Source organism: Spirosoma flavus, from assembly GCF_054778555.1.
In genome coordinates, this window is sequence record NZ_BAAGZL010000006.1 from 381133 (window position 1) to 402908 (window position 21776).

At 52.0% G+C, this 21776-nt stretch carries 9 protein-coding genes; 2 read left to right on the plus strand and 7 right to left on the minus strand.

Annotated elements, in window-relative coordinates; genetic code table 11:
* Positions 1-30: 30 nt before the first annotated feature.
* Positions 31-7314 (minus strand): putative Ig domain-containing protein, encoded by a 7284-nt coding sequence (locus ACYVF1_RS26990; protein WP_461084824.1) that lies wholly within the window; start codon positions 7312-7314, stop codon positions 31-33.
* A 1822-nt stretch (positions 7315-9136) separates the two neighbouring features.
* On the opposite strand from ACYVF1_RS26990, the gene ACYVF1_RS26995 reads away from it, so the two are divergent.
* Entirely contained in the window at positions 9137-16759 is a 7623-nt protein-coding gene (locus ACYVF1_RS26995; RefSeq protein WP_461084826.1) for a putative Ig domain-containing protein, read from the plus strand.
* 465 nt (positions 16760-17224) lie between these two features.
* Here the strand turns inward: ACYVF1_RS26995 and ACYVF1_RS27000 are convergent, their stop codons facing one another.
* The 5 genes from ACYVF1_RS27000 to ACYVF1_RS27020 form a co-directional block, all read right to left on the minus strand.
* Entirely contained in the window at positions 17225-17542 is a 318-nt protein-coding gene (locus ACYVF1_RS27000; protein ID WP_461084827.1) for a hypothetical protein, read from the minus strand.
* Between the two features lie 153 nt (positions 17543-17695).
* Positions 17696-17995: a helix-turn-helix domain-containing protein gene (locus ACYVF1_RS27005; RefSeq protein WP_461084829.1), complete on the minus strand. Its 300-nt coding sequence runs from the start codon at positions 17993-17995 to the stop codon at positions 17696-17698.
* 17 nt (positions 17996-18012) lie between these two features.
* Complete coding sequence (locus tag ACYVF1_RS27010; RefSeq protein ID WP_461084831.1) at positions 18013-18546, minus strand: helix-hairpin-helix domain-containing protein; 534 nt, start codon at positions 18544-18546, stop codon at positions 18013-18015.
* On the minus strand, positions 18539-18916 hold the full coding sequence (locus ACYVF1_RS27015; RefSeq protein WP_461084833.1) for a VOC family protein: 378 nt from the start codon (positions 18914-18916) through the stop codon (positions 18539-18541). The genes ACYVF1_RS27010 and ACYVF1_RS27015 overlap by 8 nt, the downstream gene beginning before the upstream one ends.
* Before the next feature lie 104 nt (positions 18917-19020).
* On the minus strand, positions 19021-20118 hold the full coding sequence (locus tag ACYVF1_RS27020) for a serine hydrolase domain-containing protein (protein ID WP_461084835.1): 1098 nt from the start codon (positions 20116-20118) through the stop codon (positions 19021-19023).
* A gap of 281 nt (positions 20119-20399) precedes the next feature.
* On the opposite strand from ACYVF1_RS27020, the gene ACYVF1_RS27025 reads away from it, so the two are divergent.
* On the plus strand, positions 20400-20885 hold the full coding sequence (locus ACYVF1_RS27025) for a GrpB family protein (protein ID WP_461084837.1): 486 nt from the start codon (positions 20400-20402) through the stop codon (positions 20883-20885).
* 164 nt (positions 20886-21049) lie between these two features.
* Here ACYVF1_RS27025 and ACYVF1_RS27030 read toward each other — a convergent pair whose 3' ends face one another.
* On the minus strand, positions 21050-21535 hold the full coding sequence (locus ACYVF1_RS27030; RefSeq protein ID WP_461084839.1) for a hypothetical protein: 486 nt from the start codon (positions 21533-21535) through the stop codon (positions 21050-21052).
* Positions 21536-21776 lie beyond the last annotated feature (241 nt).

Sequence of the window (21776 nt, forward strand, 5' to 3'; positions counted from 1 at the left end):
CTGGCTGTTTCGATAATAAATGGGTAGGCCCTATGGCTGAACAAGTCGGATCACCTGACGTTCTGACGCTGTTCGTACCTCCAGCAACAACACGCCCACCGACCGATCAATCGGTAGACTTAGTCGCTCCTGCTCACCGGCACGCTCAATCCGCTCAATACCTAGCCGATGTCCTTGCAAATCCACTAACTCAGCCGTCAGAGATTGACCAGCTATACCACGGACCATTACCTCGACGCGTGAACCAATCACCGGATTGCCCAGTACCGATACCTGTAGACCTGTGCCAGCCTCTGCTACTCCCTGGCGAGCAGGGGTACTACAGACAGCTAGCCAGTTGTAGTCATAACTCGCCTGTGAACCACCCTGCTGAGCCCGTAAACGTAAGATCGAATTATCCGTGTACAATTCCAGAGTATATGGGCCTGTTGTGGTAGTAGGCAACAACTCATTGATAATCGAGAAGCTCACCGGACTGCCATCGGTTCCACTGTACTGGGGAGTAAACGTCACCGAACGACGACTCGGGCTTAGACTCACGCAGTTCAACGTCTGTACACTCGTGATGGCAAACCCACTCGGTGCATTGACTGGCAGCACCGTCAGCGAAAACTGGGTATTCACACTCAAGCCCGCCGGATCAGTAGCCGTCACGGTGATGGTGCTCACTCCACTGACACTGGGCACGCCCCCAATCTGAGTCGGCGCACTGAAACTCATGCCCGCCGGTAAACCACTCACGCTGAGCACCAGACTTTGGGGCGTCTCGTTGTCGGTAAACGTGAGCTGAGGAATGGTGTAGCCAAAGGCCTGACCGACTCGGGCGGTCTGATTCGTCAGCGGAATGTTCACCCGTGGGGCTGAATTGGGTTGGGGGGGAGTGCCACAACTCGCTAGCCAGTTGTAGCTGAAGGTAGTCTCACCCGCACTGCCCTCCTGCCTTGCCTTGAGCACAATCACCGGATTGTCGTTGTAGAGCTGCAACGAATACGGACCCGGAGCCGTGGTGGGCACCAATTCATTCACCACCCAGAAATTCACCACCTGCCCGTTAAGACCCGAATAACGAGGCTGGAAGCTGATCTGGTAGCGATTGTTAGCCACCTGCGTACAGGTGATCGGGCTTACCCCCGTGATAGCGAAGGGCGCACTGGCCGTCACCGAAGCAGGCTGGATGGTCAGCATAAAGCTGGTCGTAGCACTCAGCCCACCGGGGTCGACCGCCGTCAGCGATACCGTCGAGGTACCACTCATCGAAGGCGTACCCGAGATAAGCGTACCCGCCAGCGTCAACCCGACCGGCAATCCACTAGCCGTCAGCACCAGAGCATTGGGTGTCTGGGCATCACTGAAGGTAGTGCCCACGTTCAGGCTAAAGGGCTGCTCCTGAATGCCCGCCTGAGCCGAAATGGGATTCACCAGCGTTGGTGGCGTGTTCGTAGCGTTGGGCTCAACAACGGTCAGGACAAAGCTGGTGCTCACGCTGAGCCCCTGGGGATCACTAGCCGTCACGGTTATCGAACGAACACCCGCTACAGTGGGCACACCGCCAATCTGGGTGGGTGGCATGAAACCTAAGCCGGCTGGTAAGCCACTCACCGTCAATACCAGGCTCTGGGGCGACTCATTATCGGTGAACGTTACCTGCGGGATGGTATAGCCGAAGCCCTCGCCCACTCGAGCTATCTGATCTGTCAGGGGCTGATTCACGCGGGGTGGGGTGTTAGGTTGAGGTGAGCTACAAACCGCCAACCAATTGTAGGCGTAGGTCACTTCACCCGGCGTCCCGCCCTGCTGGGCTTTGAGGATAATCACCGGGTTATCGGTGTAGAGCTGAAGCGTGTAAGGCCCTGGAGCGGTCGTTGGAAACAACTCGTTGACTACCGAGAAGCTGATGGGCTGGCCGTTGGTGCCTGCATACTGAGGTGTGAAGCTGATCACGTAGCGGTTGCTGGCAATCTGCTGACAGGTATTGGTCGTCACAGCGCTGATGGCAAACGGTCCCGATGGAGCACTGGTGAGGCTCACCACCACCGAGGCCGTAGCCGAGCAGCCATTACCCGTGGTGCCGGTTACCGAATACGTAGTGGCTGTATTGACGAGGATAAAGTTGGTCGTGGCCCCGTTGCTCCACAGATAAGACGTAGCCCCACTAGCCGTCAACGTAGTGCTCTGGCCGGTAGCGATGGTCAGCGACGGATTGGCGGTAATACTCACCGTTGGTAGGGACGTATCCTGACCCACCTGAATCGAAGCCGTAGCTGAGCAGCCATTGCCGCTGGTCAGGGTCAGCGAATACGTGTTGGCTGTACTCACCGAGATGGTTGGTGTGGTGGCCCCCGTACTCCAGCGATATGTACCACTACCCACGGCACTCAGGCTAACGACTGGGTTGGCGCAAGTTAACGTAGCGCCGGTCGGCGTTCCGATGGAAGGCGCTATGCTGACCGTTGGCAGATTGGTATCTTGAGTGACCGTAGCTGATGCGGTGGTCGTGCAGCCATTGGTAGCCGTTAGGGTCACCGAGTAAGTCCCCGCCGACGTAGCACTGATGGCTTGTGTAGTAGCACCCGTGTTCCAGCGCAACGTACCGGTTCCTACAACACTCAGGCTGACGGTCGGCGTAGCACAGGTCAACGTAGCACTCGCCGGATTGATGCTCACGGTAGAAAGCGTGTTATCCTGAAATACCTGCACTGAGGCAGTGGCTGTACAGCCGTTGGTAGCGGTCAGGGTAACTGAATAGGTTCCGGCAGCAGACGCACTGATAACCGGGGTAGTGGCTGTGGTGTTCCACCGATACGTACCACTGCCCACTGCATTTAAACTCACGGTTGGACTAGCACAGGTCAACGTAGCACTGTTGGGGCTGATGCTCACCGTAGGCAACGTAATATCCTGACCAACAGTGGCCGACGCGCTCGCGGTGCAGCCATTGGTAGTGGTCAGGGTCACCGAATAAGTGTTGGCCGAGGTGGCACTGATAACCTGCGAGGTTTCCCCGGTGCTCCACCGATACGTACCATTGCCCACTGCGCTCAAACTCACAGTCGGCGTAGCGCAGGTTAACGTAACACCGGCCGGCGTTCCGGTCGAAGGAGTAATGCTCACCGTAGGAGCGGTATTGTCCTGACCAACCACCACACTGGCGCTGGTCGTACAACTGTTGGTACCCGTGAGGGTTACCGAATACGTATTAGCCGTACTCACCGAGATGGTTTGGGTGATCTCTCCTGTACTCCAGCGATATGTACCAGTGCCCACTGCACTCAGACTCAAAGTTGGAGTACTACAGGTCAACGTAGCAGAATTTGGGCTGATGCTCAGGCTAGGTAAGCTATTGTCCTGACTCACAATCACACTGGCACTGGCCGTACAGCCATTAGTTCCGATAAGTGTCACCGAATACGTATTGGCAGTGGTTACTGAAATAACTGACGTAGTGGCCCCCGTACTCCAGCGATACGTACCGGTGCTGCCCACCGCACTCAAACTCACGGTCGGATTAGCGCAGGTCAACGTAACACCGGCTGGCGTTCCAGTCGACGGGGTAATGCTCACGTTGGGCAACGTAATATCCTGAGAAACGGTAGCGTTGGCCGTAGTCGAGCAGCCGTTAGTACCCGTGAGGGTCACCGAATACGTAGTGGCCGCGGTCACCGAGATGACTTGGGTGGTTTCCCCGGTGCTCCACTGATACGTACCAGTACCGACTGCACTCAGATTAACAATTGGAGTACTACAGGTTAACGTAGTACTGTTGGGGGTAATACTCACCGTAGGTATCATGTTGTCCTGGGCGATACTCGTGCTTGCTTCAGCCGTACAGCCACTGGCCGAGGTAACCGTGACCGAGTAGGTGCCACTACTACTGACTGACCGCACCGCATCGGTGGAGTTATCCTCCCAGCGATAGGTAGCTCCTCCTGTAGCGGTCAGACTAAGGCTGGCGTTGGTGCAGGTTAAGGTAGTGCTGGCTGGTGTGAGAATGGTGGCCGTGGGCAGGGCATTCACTGTTACGTTAGTGGTGGCCGTTGCCGACTGGCCGTTACTGCTTACCGTTAAGGTAAACTCCTGAGGACCATTACCGGAAGCTAGCAGATTTTCACTAAAAGACGGGTTGGACGTAGTACCCGTGGTGGTGCTGATGCCATTGGTGAGCGTGTAGCTATAGCTGCCCGTTACGTTGCCCACCGTGGCCGTGAAGGCAACAGGGCTACCCGCGCAGACCACCGCTGGATTACTTTGGAAGGTGCTAATCGTTGGCATATTGTCGATGACCGTTACACTCACCGTGCCGGAGATGGTTTGGTTGGTGGGGACGGTGGCGTCACTTACCGTCACGGTGAAGGTCTGCACCCCGGCACTCAGGCCCGATATCGTAGCCGTGTTGCCGCTCGGTCCAATGATACCCGGTCCGCTGAAAACATAGTTATAAGGACCCGTGCCCCCCGTAACCACTGCCGACAAACTGGTGCTGGCCGTAGTGAGCAGGGTGGTGGGGCTAGCCGTGAAGTTGCTCAGCAGTAGGGGCGTAGCAGGGGCTGGACAGAAAGACAATCCGCCCCCAACGGTAGCCACATAGATCCGACTGCCCAGGGGAGATACACCATACACGTTATTATTGCCTATCCCGTTGGCGGTAGTCCGATTGGTAAAGTTGTTGCCCCCATCGGTGGAGATACTCAAGCCGCCATCGGTGGTGGTATAGACCACATTTCCAAGCACGTACACACCCGTCACGAAATTACTGCCCAGTCCGTTGGCGGTGGTCCGATTGGTAAAGCTGTTGCCCCCATCGGCGGAGATGCCCAACCCGCTACCCGTGGCGACATAGATAACATTGCCCACCGGCTGCACCACATACGTATCATTACTGATCAAACCGTTGGCGGTAGTACGGGTGGTGAAGCTGTTGCCCCCATCGGTGGAAATGCTTAATCCACCAGCCGTAGCGGCATACACTACATTGCTCACTACGTACACATCTCTGACGATATTACTGCCTAGCCCGTTGGCAGTGGTTTTGTTGGTGAAGCTGTTGCCCCCGTCACTGGAGATACTCAAGCCGCCGTCAGTGGTAGCATACACCATACTGCCCACCACGTATATACCCACCACGTTATTACTACCCAGGCCGTTGGCCGTGGTTTTGTTGGTAAAGGTGTTGCCCCCATCGGTGGAAATGCTCAACCCACCCCCCAACGTGGCAGCATAGACCACATTGCCCACTGCATGCACACGAATCACGAAATTACTGCCCAGCCCGTTGGCAGTGGTTTTGTTGGTGAAGCTGTTGCCCCCATCGGTGGAGATGCTCAACCCACCCTGAGTGGCGGCATAGACTATATTGCCCACCGCATACACACTAAACGAGTTATTACTGCCCAGCCCATTGGCTGTGGTTCGGGTTGTGTAGGTGTCACAGGTGGGGCCGTCGGGTGCCGGCTCGCTGACGGTCAGCAGGTAGAGGGCTTCCACCGCCGGGCATCCACCCGCTGCGGCCACCGTGTAGCGAACCTGGGTCGAGCCTACCGCCAGAGCACTCACCAGACCGGTGGCACTGACGCTGGCAATTGTCGGGTTATCACTCGACCATATTCCTCCCATAGTAGCATTGGCTAACTGGGTAGTAGCACCCACCAGCAGGTTGGGGTTGCCCGTTATGGGATTCAGGATGGGGGGCGTAGTCACCGTTACGTTGGTAATGGCCGTTGCCGACTGGCCGTTATTGCTCACCGTGAGGGTAAAATTTTGAGGCCCACTGCCCGAAGCCACCAGATTTTCACTAAAACTCGTGCTGGCCGAAGTGCCCGACGTGGTGCTTGTACCATTGGTGAGGGTATAGTCGTAGCTGCCCGTTAGCTCGCCCACCGTGGCGGTGAACGTGAGGGGATTACCCGCGCAGACAGTACTGGCCCCGCTGGTAAAACTGCTGAGGATAATGGGAGCCCTCAGTTTCACTATCCAGAAGTCTGACCGTCCCTGATGACCCGTTACATCTCCATCGTTAGAATAGGCATCTCCCACCACCACTAAATCCCTATCACCCGATGGCATTACGCCAAATGCTTCATCGTCGTCACTACCTCCCAAGGCTTTCTGCCACAACAGATTACCTTGGGCATCGAGCTTGGCTACCCAAGAGTCAGAATCCCCGTGATTACCCGTCACGTCCCCATCGGTGGAATAGACATTACCCGCCACGACATACCCCCCATCTCCTGTGGCCGTTAGGGCATATGATTCATCATAGTCACTACCGCCCAGGGTTTTCTGCCACAATAGACTGCCCTGAGCATCGAGTTTAACTACCCACATGTCATAATCCCCATGGTTGCCCGTTACGTCCCCATTGGTGGATTCGATAGTGCCCGCCACGACCAATCCCCCATCGCTTGAAGTCGCTATGGAACTGGCATAATCATATCCCGTACCGCCCAGGGTTTTCTGCCACAATAGATTGCCCTGAGCATCGAGCTTGACTACCCAAAAGTCTGCCCCTCCGTGTTGGCCTGTTACGTCCCCATTGGTGGAACTGGTATAGCCCACCACCACTAGCCCGCCATCGCTGGTGGTCGTTATACCAGAAGCGGCATCAGATCCCGTGCCGCCCAGGGTTTTCTGCCACAATAGATTGCCCTGAGCATCAAGCTTGACCACCCAAAAGTCTCTATTCCCCCGAGTACCTGTCACGTCTCCGTTGGTAGATTGGGTATAGCCAGCTACGACTACCCCCTCATCGCTGGTGGTCGTTAGGCCATAGGCTTGATCAATACCCGTGCCGCCCAGGGTTTTCTGCCACAATAGATTGCCTTGGGCATCGAGCTTGACCACCCAAAAGTCACTTGTTCCTTTATTGCCTGTTACGTCCCCATCGGTGGACTGGGTATAGCCGGCCACCACTACCCCCCCATCGCTGGTGGCCTTAATGGCCCAGGGTACTTCAGACTGGGTGCCGCCCAGGGTTTTCTGCCACAATAGATTGCCCTGAGCATCAAGCTTGACCACCCAAAAGTCTCCCCCTCCGTGTTGACCTGTTACGTCCCCATCGGTGGAACTGGTATAGCCAGCTATCACCATCCCCCCATCATTGGTGGATGTTAGGGCAGTGGCATAATCAGTCTGGGTACCGCCCAGGGTTTTCTGCCATAACAGCGTCTGGGCCTGGGCGCTTAAGCCACTCAACAGCCAGACAAGCCCAAGTAGACTCAACTGCAAGGCATAAAGAAGTTCAGGGGCTTTGTTGCCACCTTGCTGGCGAGTTGGTCGCCCTTCGGCCAGGGCCGGTTGATAACAGTAGTCGTGTTGCATACGTGAAAAGAAAAGTGAAACAGGTGATCGGTGAAAAAGCAAGCCTAATCCCGTGCTGGCTCATGGGGTAGTTGCCTACGATGTTGCGCACAGAAGCCGTAGATATCGTGTTCGCGTCACGCTTATATGCATGAATGTCAAGTTAATCATTTATTAGAAATAGATCTCAGTAATTTATTTATTGGAGAAATCAGAAACGTCGTGGTTTTGTGGGCCAAAGATCAGTGCTTGTCAGCAGGCGGACTGTCAATCCTGTCTCAACTGCTATCAATCCTGTCTCAACTTATCCATTTTGAGTCCCAAAACGACGTTTTTTTATGTTCCCTACTTCTGGCTAGCTCCCCGGTAGGGCATTCCCACTAGCGGTCAGCATTGAGTGCATAGACGAATAGAATTGGAAAAGAAGTCGTTTCTCAAGACGGATGTCTGCTGGTGTAATCATCGACTATCACCGAAATAGCATACAAAAAAGACTAGGTGGCTACTCACACGATCAAGGGCAGGAGCGATTGGCTGAGGGGTTATGCTGAACGGCCAGCAACGAGTGTATGACTTGGTAGGCTATGCACTCGTTGCCTCCAATGAGTTGAATAAGGCTACACTAGTTTAAGAATTGTCCATCTCACTAATTGCTCCAATACTGAAGCAAATACATGAACGATCGTTCGTCTCACATGGGAGGGTATTTTGAGAATGTACCTTTTGATTCCAGACTGATCTTTCAATAGGTGTCTAACTCAACCCGTGCATACTTGGCCTTATGAAAACCAACGATGAAACATATTCCACCATCCTCCTGATTTTGACGGATTACTCTCTTGAGGAGTTGACTCAGTTGTTGCAACATCCAACTCGTTAACTTGGATAGCAATGCCACCGAATCTGGCTTCCTCGGCCACGCATCTAAAGTTGTCAATATAGCAGACATCCGAAGGGTACAACTCCTTCTCCCCATCCAAGTAAACACCCTGACATCCGCCCCCGAAATTGGTATTCCAATATTTCACGGGTCGCCCTGCCTTGTCAGTGGTTCTTGCCGCGCAGGCTTTACACACATGCTTTGGGTATCGTGGATCGCGATGCTTGGGGCTTCCACATACAGGACAGTGATGTTGTGCTTCAAACTCCATTTTTACGTGCAAAAAATCTCTTTTGGTATCGATTGACAAGCCTCCTGAAATTATTACCCTCCTACATCACCTTACTATAAAGTCTCTTTTAACACCCGAATTAAGGAACAGACACATGAATGCTTGTTCGTACTCGGTGGGAGAGATTTGTTCGATTTAACCTATTACATATCCTGACAAATGCTACTTGGCGTCATGTCCAGTGAAATGTAGCAAGCCTAGCATCGGTTTGCTATCGTACACGCTACCGCATACGTATCGATGCCAATGGCAGTCAGGATGCAGTACATAATGGGTTCATTGAAGGATAAATACTTTCTAATTCACGTACCATTACGCTGCCTACTCAAGACCTAATCCAATCAATCATGCAACGCTCTGGTCATTACCCATCAGGTTAAGGTACATGCCCGTATAGCTGGCGACTCCTAGCATATTCAACATACGGTATAGAGAAGTTTCTTTCTAAAGTAAACGGGTAATGGTAAAAAGGTGAGTTGATGAATTCAATACTGATTTTTTTTTCGCCAAATGCGACGAGAGTGTTAAAGAATGCGACGAGAGTGTTAGCATTTAAAATCGGATTGAGAGTACTTAGCACCCAATTTTATGTACTAAAATAGCATCCTATAAACACGTAGAAAACTTATGCGAGATATAGTAACAATTATTTTCAACTTTTCAAAAATCGTATGAAAACTAAACTTTTACTTTTCCTGCTCCTAGTCACCATCAGGCAGATTGTGCTAGCCCAAGCTCCTACCATCAGTTCATTTTCGCCTACCAGTGGTGGAATTAACACCCAGGTCACCCTCTACGGTAGCAATTTTACGGGTACCACCAGCGTACGTTTCGGCGAAATATCGGCCCCCTTCACGGTCGTTTCAAGTACACAGCTGAACGTAACGGTGCCCCGGGTGGCCTCCACGCAGATTATTAACGTAACGAACGCCAGTGGTTACGGTCTATCGTCTTCGGCGTTCACGGTGACGCGGGCCAGTAATTTACTCACCTTTAACTTGATAGCAAATAACTTTGCCGGTGTGAACGTGAGTAGCAATGCCGCCCCGGCAGTGGCTGACATTGACGGCGACGGGCTACTGGACCTGCTGGTAGGACGCGCCGACGGAACGGTGATGCGCTACGAACAGACAACTCCCAATGGAACCGCCTTCACTAATCTAGGCACGTTAAAGACTAGCTCGAATGTTAACATTGACTCGGGGACCGAATCTACGGTATCTATTGTAGACCTTGAGGGCAACGGCAGGTTCAACCTTATCCTGGGGCGTGGCGACGGTACCGTAGACGAATATAAGCAGACAGGTGTCGGAGCGCCTACTTTTAATTTGGTAACGAACAACTTTGCGGGTATCAGTACCGATGCCAATACAGTTCCCAGCATGACTGATCTGAATGGCAATGGCCTTCTGGAGATTATCCTGGGAAAAGGTGACGGTATCATCAGTCATTCTGAACAGAATTTCATTTACAATACCGACGACTTCTATCGTATCAACACCAACTTCAATGACCTGCAACTGTCGGGCAACGACGCTCCGTTCTGTGTGGACATTGATGGTAACGGCCGGATTGATATTCTTGTCGGTGTAAATACGGGTAACATTTATCGGTTTGAGCAGTCTGACGTTGGGTCCTTTAATGTAAACCAGCTTACGAGCAATTTCAATAGCATTAATGCAGGTGCTAATGCCAAACCCTGCGTGACCGACATCGACGGCGACGGGTTGCTCGATCTGCTAGTAGGTAGGGGCGATGGTACTATTGACCGCTACGAGCAGGCGGGAATCGGCAACACTGCGCCTACTGACATAACCCTGAACCCGAGCAGCGTAGCGGAGAACGTAGCAGCGGGTACAACTGTGGGCACCCTTACCAGTACTGACGCCCAGGGTGGTTCGTTCACGTACGCACTTGCTGACGGCACGAACTATCCTGACAACGCGTCTTTCAGCATTAGCGGCAACAGCCTGTCCATCACCAGTTCGCCCAACTTCGAAGCCAAAAACAGCTATTCCATCAAGATACGGACCACAGACGGGGGTGGATTGACCTTTGACAAGGTATTGACTATCACGATTACCAATGTGACGGAGACGCCTACCGTAACCAGTTTCTCGCCCACGAGCGGTTTGGCAGGAACCAGCGTTAGTATCAACGGTTCGCACTTCAACGATGCCGGCAACGTAACGGTACGTTTTAACGGAGTGCCTGCCACGACCGTGAACGTACTTAGTAATAGTCAGTTAACAGCTATAGTGCCTAATGGAGCAGCCACGGGTACTATTTCAGTGCAGAATGCCGATGGAACAGGCACCAGTACCAACAGTTTTACCATAACGCCACAGGTGAGCAGCGTTGGCGTCCCGGCCAATTCTACCTACGGAATCGGTGCGGTATTGAATTTTCGCGTAGTATTTGACCAGCCAGTAACCGTAACCGGCACGCCCACCATTCCTCTGACAGTTGGCAGCACCGCCCGCACGGCCAGTTATGTAAGCGGTAGCGGCAGCACGACACTGGTATTTGCCTACACGGTAGTAAGTGGTGACCTCGACAATAACGGCGTAACTCTGGGTAGCGCTATTAGTCTCAACGGTGGTACTATTCGAAATAACACGATCAATGCAAACCTGAGCCTCAATAACGTAGCGTCGACTAACGGCGTGCTGGTGGATGGTGTGGCTCCAACGGTATCCATCACGAGTTCGGCCAGCAATCCCACCAGCACTTCCCCAATTACAGTGTCCATTACGTTCTCGGAAAGTGTGACGAATTTTATAGTGGGCGACATCTCGGTATCGAACGGTACAAAGGGGACGCTTTCGGGTAGTGGGGCTAATTATACGCTGCCCATTACACCTAGTGGCACCGGCACGGTAACTATTTCAGTGAGCGTGGCCGCCAACGTAGCTACTGATGGGGCTGGTAACGGAAACACAGCGTCGAATGCGTTCACGATTACGTACTCGCCACCACCTACCATCACGGGATTTGCTACGCTGGACAACACCATTTGCGTGGGTAGCCCGATTACGTTTACAGCCACCATCGGCAACGTAACGGGGAGTTATAATTACACCCTGACGAATGGTAGTGGTACGTCGCTGTCGGCTACTACGTCTGGTTCGACCTTCAGTCAGAGTTTGACGGCGGCTGGTTCGGGCTCACAAACATTCACGCTGCGGGTTATTGGCAATAGCCAGTTGGCTACGGCTACCACCAACGTAACGGTAAACAGCCTGCCTGGTGCAGGCTTGCTCAACAACGGTCCGTTGACCTGTGCTCAGGCGAGTGTAACACTGACGGCATCGGGAGGCACCAGTTATACCTTTGTCAACAGCAGTGGCACGGTGCTGGGTACCTCCGGGGCCACCACTACCCGAGTCGTCACGTCTCCCGGTACCTATTCGGTGACTGTGGCTAATTCAGCCGGATGTATCAGTACCACCAGCACAACGGTAAGCAGCAATACCACTGCCCCAACAGCTACTATTCAGACTCCCGCCAGCACCACCCTGACCTGTAACACGACAAGCATAAGTCTTACGGCAACCGGCGGAGGAACGTATCGGTGGGATGATAACACGGCCACTACCATACGTAGCGTCACTACTGGAGGCACCTACTCCGTTACCGTCACCGCTCCCAATGGATGTACCAATAGTGCATCAGTACAGGTATTCCAGAATAATTCAGCGCCTACGGTGAATATTACGCCATCCAGCGCTACGTTAACCTGCGCAAATGTCAGTACTACGCTGACGGCTAACGGCACGGGAACGTACCGTTGGAGCACAGGAGCAAATACACCAACAATCTCGGTAAGTCTGGCCAATACCTATTCGGTTACGCTGACAGGTGCCAACGGGTGTTCATCTACGGCCACGGCACAGATCTTTCTGAATAATACTACGCCTATGGTGAGTATCAGCCCAAGCTCTGCTACGTTAACCTGCGCCAGTCCAGCCGTGAGTTTGAGTGCGATGGGAACTGGTTCCTATCGCTGGAATACCGGAGAAACTACTCCAGTCATCAGCGTGAACACGGCGAATACCTACTCTGTTAGGTTGACGGGCGCCAATGGTTGTACCGCTGTAGCCTCCGCTCAGATTAGCCAGGATACGAATGTACCAGCCGTAAGTATTACGCCAGCCAGTGCTACGTTAACATGTACTACGCCCACGGTAAGTCTGAGTGCGCTTGGCAGTGGTACGTATCGGTGGAATACGGGTGCTACTACGTCCACTGTTAGTGCAACGGCCGCTGGTACCTACTCGGTTACGTTGACGGGTACGAACGGGTGTTCATCTACGGCTACGGCACAGGTAATTCAGGATAATTCCCTACCGACGCTAAGTATCAATCCAAGCAGTGCTACGTTGACCTGCGCGAATTTGAGTATTACGCTAACCGCTAATGGAACAGGTACGTACCGCTGGAACACGGGCGCTACTACGCAAAGTATTTCGGTCAACACGGCCAATACTTATTCGGTCACGCTTACGGGTGCCAACGGGTGTTCATCTACGGCCACGGCACAGGTCTTCCAGGATAATTCAGCGCCGACGGTGAGCATTACGCCAAGCAGCGCTACGTTGACCTGTGCGAATTCGACCGTTACCTTAACCGCTAATGGTGTAGGAACGTATCGCTGGAACACGGGCGCTACGTCGCAGACCATCAGCGTAGGCACAGCCAATACGTATTCGGTAACACTCACGGCAAGCAATGGATGTACAGCTACGGCCACGGCCCAAGTGGATCAGGATAGCAACGTACCCACAGTAAGTATTAACCCGAGTATCGGAACGCCGACCGGCGCTACGTTGACCTGTGCTACGTCGTCGGTGAGTCTGAGCGCGGTGGGCAGTGGTTCGTTCCGCTGGAACACCGGGGCTACTACGTCGGTGATCAGTGCTACGTCAGCCGCAACCTATTCCGTAACCCTCACAGGCAGTAATGGCTGCACGGCGACTGCGTCGATCCAGATCTTCCAGGATAATAGCCAGCCGACGGTGAGCATTACGCCAAGCAGCGCTACGTTGACCTGCGCTACACCGACGGTGAGTCTGAGCGCGGTGGGCAATGGTACGTATCGGTGGAGCACAGGCGCGACGACGGCCTCCATCAGTGCGACCTCGGCGGCCACGTATTCCGTTACGTTAACGGCGAGCAACGGCTGCACGGCGACCGCATCGGCGCAGGTAATCCAGGATGATTCAGCGCCTTCGGCGAGTATCAATCCGACCAGTGCTACATTGACCTGCGCGAATTCAAGTGCTATATTAACCGCTAACGGAACGGGAACCTACCACTGGAATACGGGAGCAATTTCACAGACGATCAGCGTTGGAACATCAGGAACGTACTCGGTGACGGTGACAGCCGCTAACGGTTGTTCGGCAACGGCGACTGCGCTGGTTAGTCAGGAGAATTCAGTACCGACGGTGAGCATTAACCCCGCGAGTGCTACGTTGAGCTGTGCGAATCCGGTGGTGAGTTTGAGTGCCGTTGGAACCGGTACGTATCGGTGGAATACGGGCGAGGTTACGTCCTCCATCAGTGCCACAACCGCTGGAACGTACTCCGTTACGTTGACGGCTACCAACGGATGCACGGCCATTGCTTCGGCACAAGTGGTTCAGAATGCCAACCTCCCTTCTGTAAGTATTAGTCCATCCACCGGATCGCCGGCAGGTGTTACGTTGAGTTGCGCCAGTTCGACTGTTACGTTAACCGCCAATGGAACAGGCACGTATCGCTGGAATACGGGGGCGACTTCCCAAACCATTAGCGTGGGGGCAGCGGGTACGTATTCGTTGACGGTAACTGCCGCTAATGGATGTTCGGCAACAGCGTCAATTCAGGTCTACCAGGATAACAGCTTGCCTACCCTGAACATTACGCCAAGTAGTGCTACGTTAACCTGTACGACTCCCGCGGTAAGTCTGAATGCGAATGGCAGTGGTACGTATCGATGGAATACGGGGGCTGTTACCTCGTCCATCAGTGTAACGGCTGCTGGCACCTACTCTGTTACGTTGACGGGCACTAACGGCTGTTCGGCTGTTGCATCAGCGCAGGTTGTGCAGGATAATGCCCTTCCTGCGGTATCGATTTCGGCAAATCCGTCGCTGACGATCACGAACGGTCAGAGTGCTACGCTGACGGCGAGTGGAGCCACTACGTATCAGTGGTCGACGGGGATAAATGGCAACTCCATTGTGGTCAATAACGCCGGGACGTATTCCGTTACGGGCACGGTTGGCAATTGCTCCGGTCAGGCGTCGGTTACGGTTAGTCAGGGTAGCCAGCCGACCGGAACGTTTGGTATCGCGGCCGTGACGACCAATACCTGTTCGCAGATTGCGGCTAATCGCTACGTGGTTAGTTTTACCCCTCAGTACGATGGGCTTAGTGGGCAACCGGTCAGTGTTTCGGTAGTGAATGAGATGTTCCCGACCACGGCACCTGGGCCATACACGCTACAGCTCTATACCGATAACCCGACGATTATCATCAAAGCACAACAGGCAGGCACGGCTGGGGAAATATCGTTCGCCTACAACTGGCTGACGAATTGTAGCAATCCGCAGCTTAACACGCCACCTCGCGTCAATCAACCCATTGGCGATCAGGTAGCGCGGGTGGGCGAAGGCTTTGGCTACACGATTCCGCAGACTACGTTTACTGACAATGAAACGCCCCAAAGTCTGGTCTTATCGGTTACTGGCTTACCGGTGGGATTAAGCTTTACACCACCAGCCCAGATCGGAGGTGTTCCTGCGGTGTCGGGTGTGAGCAGCGTTACCGTTACGGCGACCGATCCACAGGGACTCGCGGTAAGTACCAGTTTCCGACTGACGGTCGTCGAACAAACGGCGACCAATACTCCGCCTACTCTGGTCAATCCGGTGTCAAATCAGGTAGCTATCGTCCAGCAGCCGTACAGCCTGAATCTGGCTACGACGTTCACGGACGCCCAGACGCCGAATGCGCTCACGTTAACAGCCAGCGGATTACCGGCTGGACTGATGTTAACCGGTACTACGTTATCTGGCACGCCTTTACAAACCGGTACGTCTACCGTTACGTTAACAGCTGCCGATCCGGGCGGCCTCACAACGTCTACGAGCTTTGCCTTCACGGTGCAACCCACATCGGTAACGGCAACCGGGACGTTTGCGATCACAGGCGTTAATCCAATCACTTGTACGCAGGTAGCCAATAACCGATACGCCATCAGTTTTATGCCTCAGTATGCGGGCGTGAACGGCCAAACCATCAGCTTCCAGGTTGTCAACGAGATGGCTCCCACAACGGCACCGGGCCCGTATTCGCTCCAGCTCTACAACGACAATCCGACGATTGTGCTGAAGGCGAAACAGGATGGTAGCGCGGGTGAGTCTTCTTACAACTATAACTGGCTGGCCAGTTGCAGCAGCCCCCAACCTAACACACCACCACGGGTCAATCAGCCCCTGGCTAATCAGGAGGCTAAAGTCGGGGAAGGGTTTGGCTACACCATTCCGCAGCTTACGTTCACCGACAACGAGTCGCCCCAAAGTTTGGTCTTATCAGTTAGTGGCTTACCGGCCGGATTAAGTTTCAGTCCACCGACCCAGATCGGGGGCGTTCCCAGCGTGACGGGCGTGAGTACGGTGATCGTGACAGCTACTGACCCCCAAGGATTGAGTGTGAGTACGAGTTTTCTGCTGACCGTCAATCCGGCTAACACAACCAATGGATTTGCCATCACGGGCGTGCAGACACTAAGTTGTGTGAGTATCGGAGCCAACAAGCGTGCCGTTACGTTCACTCCGCAGTACAGCGGCCTAACGGGTGATCCGATTAGTTTTTCGGTAGTCAACGAGTTGTTGCCGACCATCGCTGCTGGCCCCTACCAACTTGAGCTGTATACGGATAATTCGGCGTTAGAATTGCGAGCCCAGCAAGGCAACGGCGCAGCCAGCTATACGTACAACTGGTTAGCAGCCTGTACCGTAGCAGGACGTCAGGGCGTAGAAGAATCCGGAAAAACCATGCAGGTTCGCGTTCTGGGCAATCCGATTGAAGGCGACTGGGTACGGGTACAAGTTAGTAATGTTGAAGGTCAGAAAGTCGATTTGAATCTGGTGAATCAGCAAGGGCAGGTTGTTGGCAAGCATCAGATTGTCGAGGCTGGTCATACCGATATTGTTGATTTACCGATACGTGGTCAGTCGGGTATTCTGATTCTGAGCGTTCAGACGAAACAGGATCGCCAGCAATTGAAGGTGATTATCCGATAAGAAAAAAAAATCCTGTATTCTTCTACTTTGCTGGGCTAGATTGGAATGACAGAAGAATACAGGATTTTTTAAAGAATTGATGTCGATGATCTTTATTAGGATAGCGAGATTCTTTCTGCGACGAATAATGATCGCCACCAACTTGTTCAGACTCATCACCACTTGAATTTATAGCATAAAAATCTTATAATCAGAGCGTATTTGTGAGATTAGGACAGTGACTATTAACTTTATGAAGGAGCTAGTTGCTTTGCATATGGATGCAAATAATGGACGAAACGGCCCCATAACGGCGTGACTGTGAAGCGGCCAAGTAACTAAGTAGGGAAATTACAAACTTGGCGGCCTGCCTCAGCCCACTTTTCACCGTCAGCGTGCCGCCCTGCGCCTTGGTGACAATCGTATAACAGGTCATTTCGGGTTGAGATGCAACCAGGCTATGGCGCGGCTTGTTAACGTAACCTGTTATTCCTCGTCGGTCAACGATTTACTGGTAACCATGTAGTACAAGTCCGACTCGGTTAGTTTAGAAAAAGACCCCATTGTTCCCTGATGCACCGGTGCGACCTGATAAATGGGATTGTCGCTCGACTCGGTCGACAGCTTCTGAATGACGTACGTTCGCAGCTGGTCAGCGCCGATGGTTAAATCGATCTCGAACAACAGGGGATCTTCCGTGATAATGGTTATGCGGCTCACACACGCATTGGTGTTGGACATGACGGGCGTATGCTCTCGATAAGCCGTTGACAGGTATCGCAGGATTGGGCTTTGGTTTTCCATAGTGAGGCCAATATAGGCAGTAAAGTCTTGGGCGGGTACCAGCGGGTACCAAACGGAAGCAGAATGCTTTGATAAGCCACTATTTCAGAGCATGATCGTGAAGAAAATAGCTAAAAACCCAAGGGGTAGAGGTAGGCAGCGTTGAATGCAAGATCACTTCTTTTTCGTTCCAAACTGCTTACGATAAGCTATTGGTGTCATTCTGAATTCTTTTCTGAATAAGCGAATAAAAGCGCTCTCGTTCTCAAAGCCACATTGGGGAACGATGTTGCCGACGGTGGCATTTGATTTCTTTAATAGTAAAGAGGCTTGCTTTAATCGTAGTCGCGTGAGGTATTGCAGAGGTGTCAGTTCATAGACGCTACGGAAGCAACGGATGAAATGATAGGGGGAGAGGTGTGCTACCTCAGCCAGTTGAGCGATGGTGATTTTTTCAGCTGGATGTTTGGTCATGTACGCCAAGGCGCGTTTCAGTTTTTATGCAGGTATTTTTGAGTGGCCTCGTGCGTGGCCGGTATTTTTTTGTCTGTTTGGTACTGAGGTGACTCAAACCAAGGCTTCTTTGGCCGCGTGGCAGGATAGCCATTTTTTTCGCGGAAGGCTTTGCGCTCGGGGGTGAAGTCCCACCAATTGAGTGTACTGTTTGGGTGGTTGGCAAAATGGATAACAAGCCGAAACTGATCTTCAACACATGGATCGATCCATACCCCTTTCTCCAATTCGAATTGATCGGTGAGCTTTGCTCCATCCTCACTCTTCAACTCGTGTAGGGAATAATAGCCCATCCAGATCAAGTCATGTGCGAAGCGTATCCCGATGGAGGGAAGACTTTGAAACTCAGATAAGGCAAACAGCTCCATCGCCCTGATCGTTGACGTATCAAGCAGCGTCTGCAATACCTCTATTCTGTGCAAGTGCATTTCACTCTTTTTGATTTTCAGCGCGCGCAGCTTTTTCACTTCTGCGGGTGTTACTTCCAGTGGATTGAGTGGCTCCTTAGTCATGTTCTGCAAAAGTTAGCAGGTAATTATTGTTGTCGCAGAGCGAAAATTCAGTAGCCCCATAAAACGTTTTCTCCAGGCCGGTGAGCACGGTTATGTGATCTTTGATAGATTCATAATACTGACGGATGTTATCCAAACTAATGTACAACAAAAGCGATCCTCCCTCGGTGCGACTCACCATCGGATGCTTGCCTTCAATGCTGGCAAAGCTCTGAAACATGAACGTGACACTTCCGTTCGTCACCATGGCAAATACCCTTTCGCCTTCGGGAGTAGTCACTTCATCAGTTAATATAAAGCCGAGTTGGGTGTAAAAGGTGATGGTTTCTTGTAGGTCATTGACGAAGATGTTTGGCGAGATGGATTTCATACATTGAATGAGTTGTTAGTTTGTTCAAAAGTAGGGTAAAGGTGAAACCGGAAATGTGCTGAAATTGCCAAAGTGGAGAAAACGTAAAGGAACAAATGAGCGTTTTATTGAGACTTAGATTTAGAGGGAAATACGAACTGATCCAAAAACGCACGGGCAAAGACCGAGGCTCGCAGATCTTTCTGCAGACGCGAATTGCTCCGGAAAATATCATACTTGGCATAAAAAGGCCGATTCAGATCCGGCGAGTTAGCCAGAAAGATCAGCGGCAGATCTTTCTGGGGAATTTTCACCAGCAAGGAGGAATTGCCCGTCCAAAGGCCCGTATGCCATAGGGCCTTAATGTCTTTGTAACTTCGAATGAACCACCCTAGTCCATAGGGCAGCGTTTTGCCTTTTGGTGATCGGAACGGGGTAAAGACTTGTTCCCAGGTGGCAGCCCGTAAAAACCGACCCTCATCAATGGCGATGGAATAGGTTGCTAGGTCGTTAACGCTAGAGAGCAAACCCGCCGATGGGCCAAAGTACGACGGATAGGTGGTAGGCACGATCCGCCCCTTCACCCGATCATACGCTTTAGCCAAGAGCTGGCTGTAAGCGATCCTATCGTAGTCAGTCAGGGAAAATTTGACCGTATCGGACAGATTAGGTGCTGTATGGGTCAGTCCCAACGGCCGGATGATCTGCTCAACCAGCAGTTGACCGAAGCTTCGACCCGATTCCTGTTCGATAGGCCAGATCAGCTGCCCGTAGTAGTCGCCGTTATAGCCAAAACTGTAGCCAGGCTTAAAGCCGTTGAATGAATTGCCTTGGGCGGTATGGGTCAACAAGTGTTTCAGCTTGATGCGGTTATCATTGCCCCAACGGGCACCCAGGTTAATCCCATAGTTGGTGACGGGATCATCCAGGTTGATCTTGCCCGCTTCCACCAATTGCATCAGAATGATCGAGCCGAATGTTTTAGTGACCGATGCGAGGTAATAGACAGTGTGTGCCGTAGGCACTATCTTCTGGTCTATATCCGCATATCCTAAGCCGCGATACCAGATGAGTTTTTTGCCCTGCACAATACCGACGGAAAGCGAAGGGATCTGGTAGCGTTGTCGTAAGGTTTCCAGCTTGGCGGCAAAGCCACTCGTATCGGCGGCTATCGCTGTTGCTTTATTGGATTGAGCTTGGCCCCAAAGAGAAGGTAAGAGCAACAGTAAGAAAAGAAGTTTCATCATTCGTGTTTTTGAGCAAAAAAACGAATCGGCAATGAGCTAAACCACTCAAATCCTGATTTGAGTGTTCTTATTGAGTCTTGTAAGCCCTGCTGCTATGGTCAGACTATTTGAGGAGCAGATTTCGATCTGCTTCTTTTATAATGGAGGAATATGTGAGATACGAATTATAGAACAGCAACCCGTTGGCTTATTCACCACCCGATAGAAACAGGATTTATTTTTGCTTATTTAGCCGACTCAAAAGCGAGTAGCTGTTTATGGCCAGCCAAGATAAGGTAGAATTAGTCGCTCATAATCCTGATTGGCATATACTGGCTAAAGTGGAAAGCCATCTATTAGCCCATGTATTGGGCGACCTGTTGATCACGGTTCATCACATCGGATCAACCGCCATCCCCACTATAGCGGCTAAACCGATCTTGCATTTGATTCCGGTCGTGAAAAGCTTGGCGGAATTTGATCAGCACCGAATAACAATGGAAGCCTTGGGCTATCAGTGGCGGGGAGAGTACGGACTAGTGGGGCGTCGCTACTACACAAAAGCCGATGCGACTACGGGGCGCAAATTGATTCATCTTCATTGTTATCAAGTAAGTTCACCTGAGATTGATCGTCATGTTGCCTTTCGAGACTATCTGCTCGAGCGGTCCGATTTAGCCCATGCCTATTTTCAGGAGAAAGCTCGTTGTCAGCGGTTTCATGGGCAAAACTCGCAGACTTATACCCAGTGCAAAAGTGAGTGAATCAAACGGGTGGAAGCCGAAGCGTTAGCTCATTTTGCTCAGCGCTAAGTGCTCACCCATTAAAGCGGCTATGTCTCAATGGGAAGCATTTTTTGAGATTTTCAAGTAATAGCTATCATGCTGTTCAACGATGATACTGAGTTGAGCCAAATCCTGTAAGCGTTCTATTCCTTCTTCTCCAGTAATTGGTGAACTAGCTTCTCTAACCGTTCAATTTTCTTATGCTGCTCGTCAATTTCCTGCTTATGCTGCGTTTCTAACTGATTAATTCGGGCTTCTTGATGCTGATTGGCCTTTTCTAACTGAATACTATACAAGGTCAATTCCTCCACTTTTTCCAGTAGTGTCGCGTTCATCTTCACCAAATCAACACCCTCGTTAACCACTTCTTCGGCCGAGGGAATATTGGGCAAATGGCCATGCTGGGCAATGTAAGTAGCTACTGAGGCCAGGGGGCGTAGGGGGTAAGTATGTAAAAAGACTTTATCACTCCACTCATTGGCGGTATTTATCCGCAGCTGATACCGAGCCTTGACCACATCACCCTGCTCGTTGACAGTCAGGAATTGATCGGTAGTCAGGCTCGTCTTGCTTTGGCTAGTGAGTTTAGACAGCCGCAGTCCGCTGTTATCCGTTTCATCGGCGACCACTTCCAGCTTGCTTTTTGGGGCTGAGGTGCCAATACCTACATTGACACCTCAGCCCAAGATCATTGAGTTGCTGGCTGCCACTCGTGAGTTAGACCCAATAGCAATGCCATTGAAGATGCCTTCATCAGCCTGGCTATTATAGCCTGTAAGCTTCCCTGAAATTAGGACAGTCATGGATTAGACTCGAAAAGAGCTAATTTTAACTGACACATGAAAAAAAAGAAGTTTACCGAAACACAAA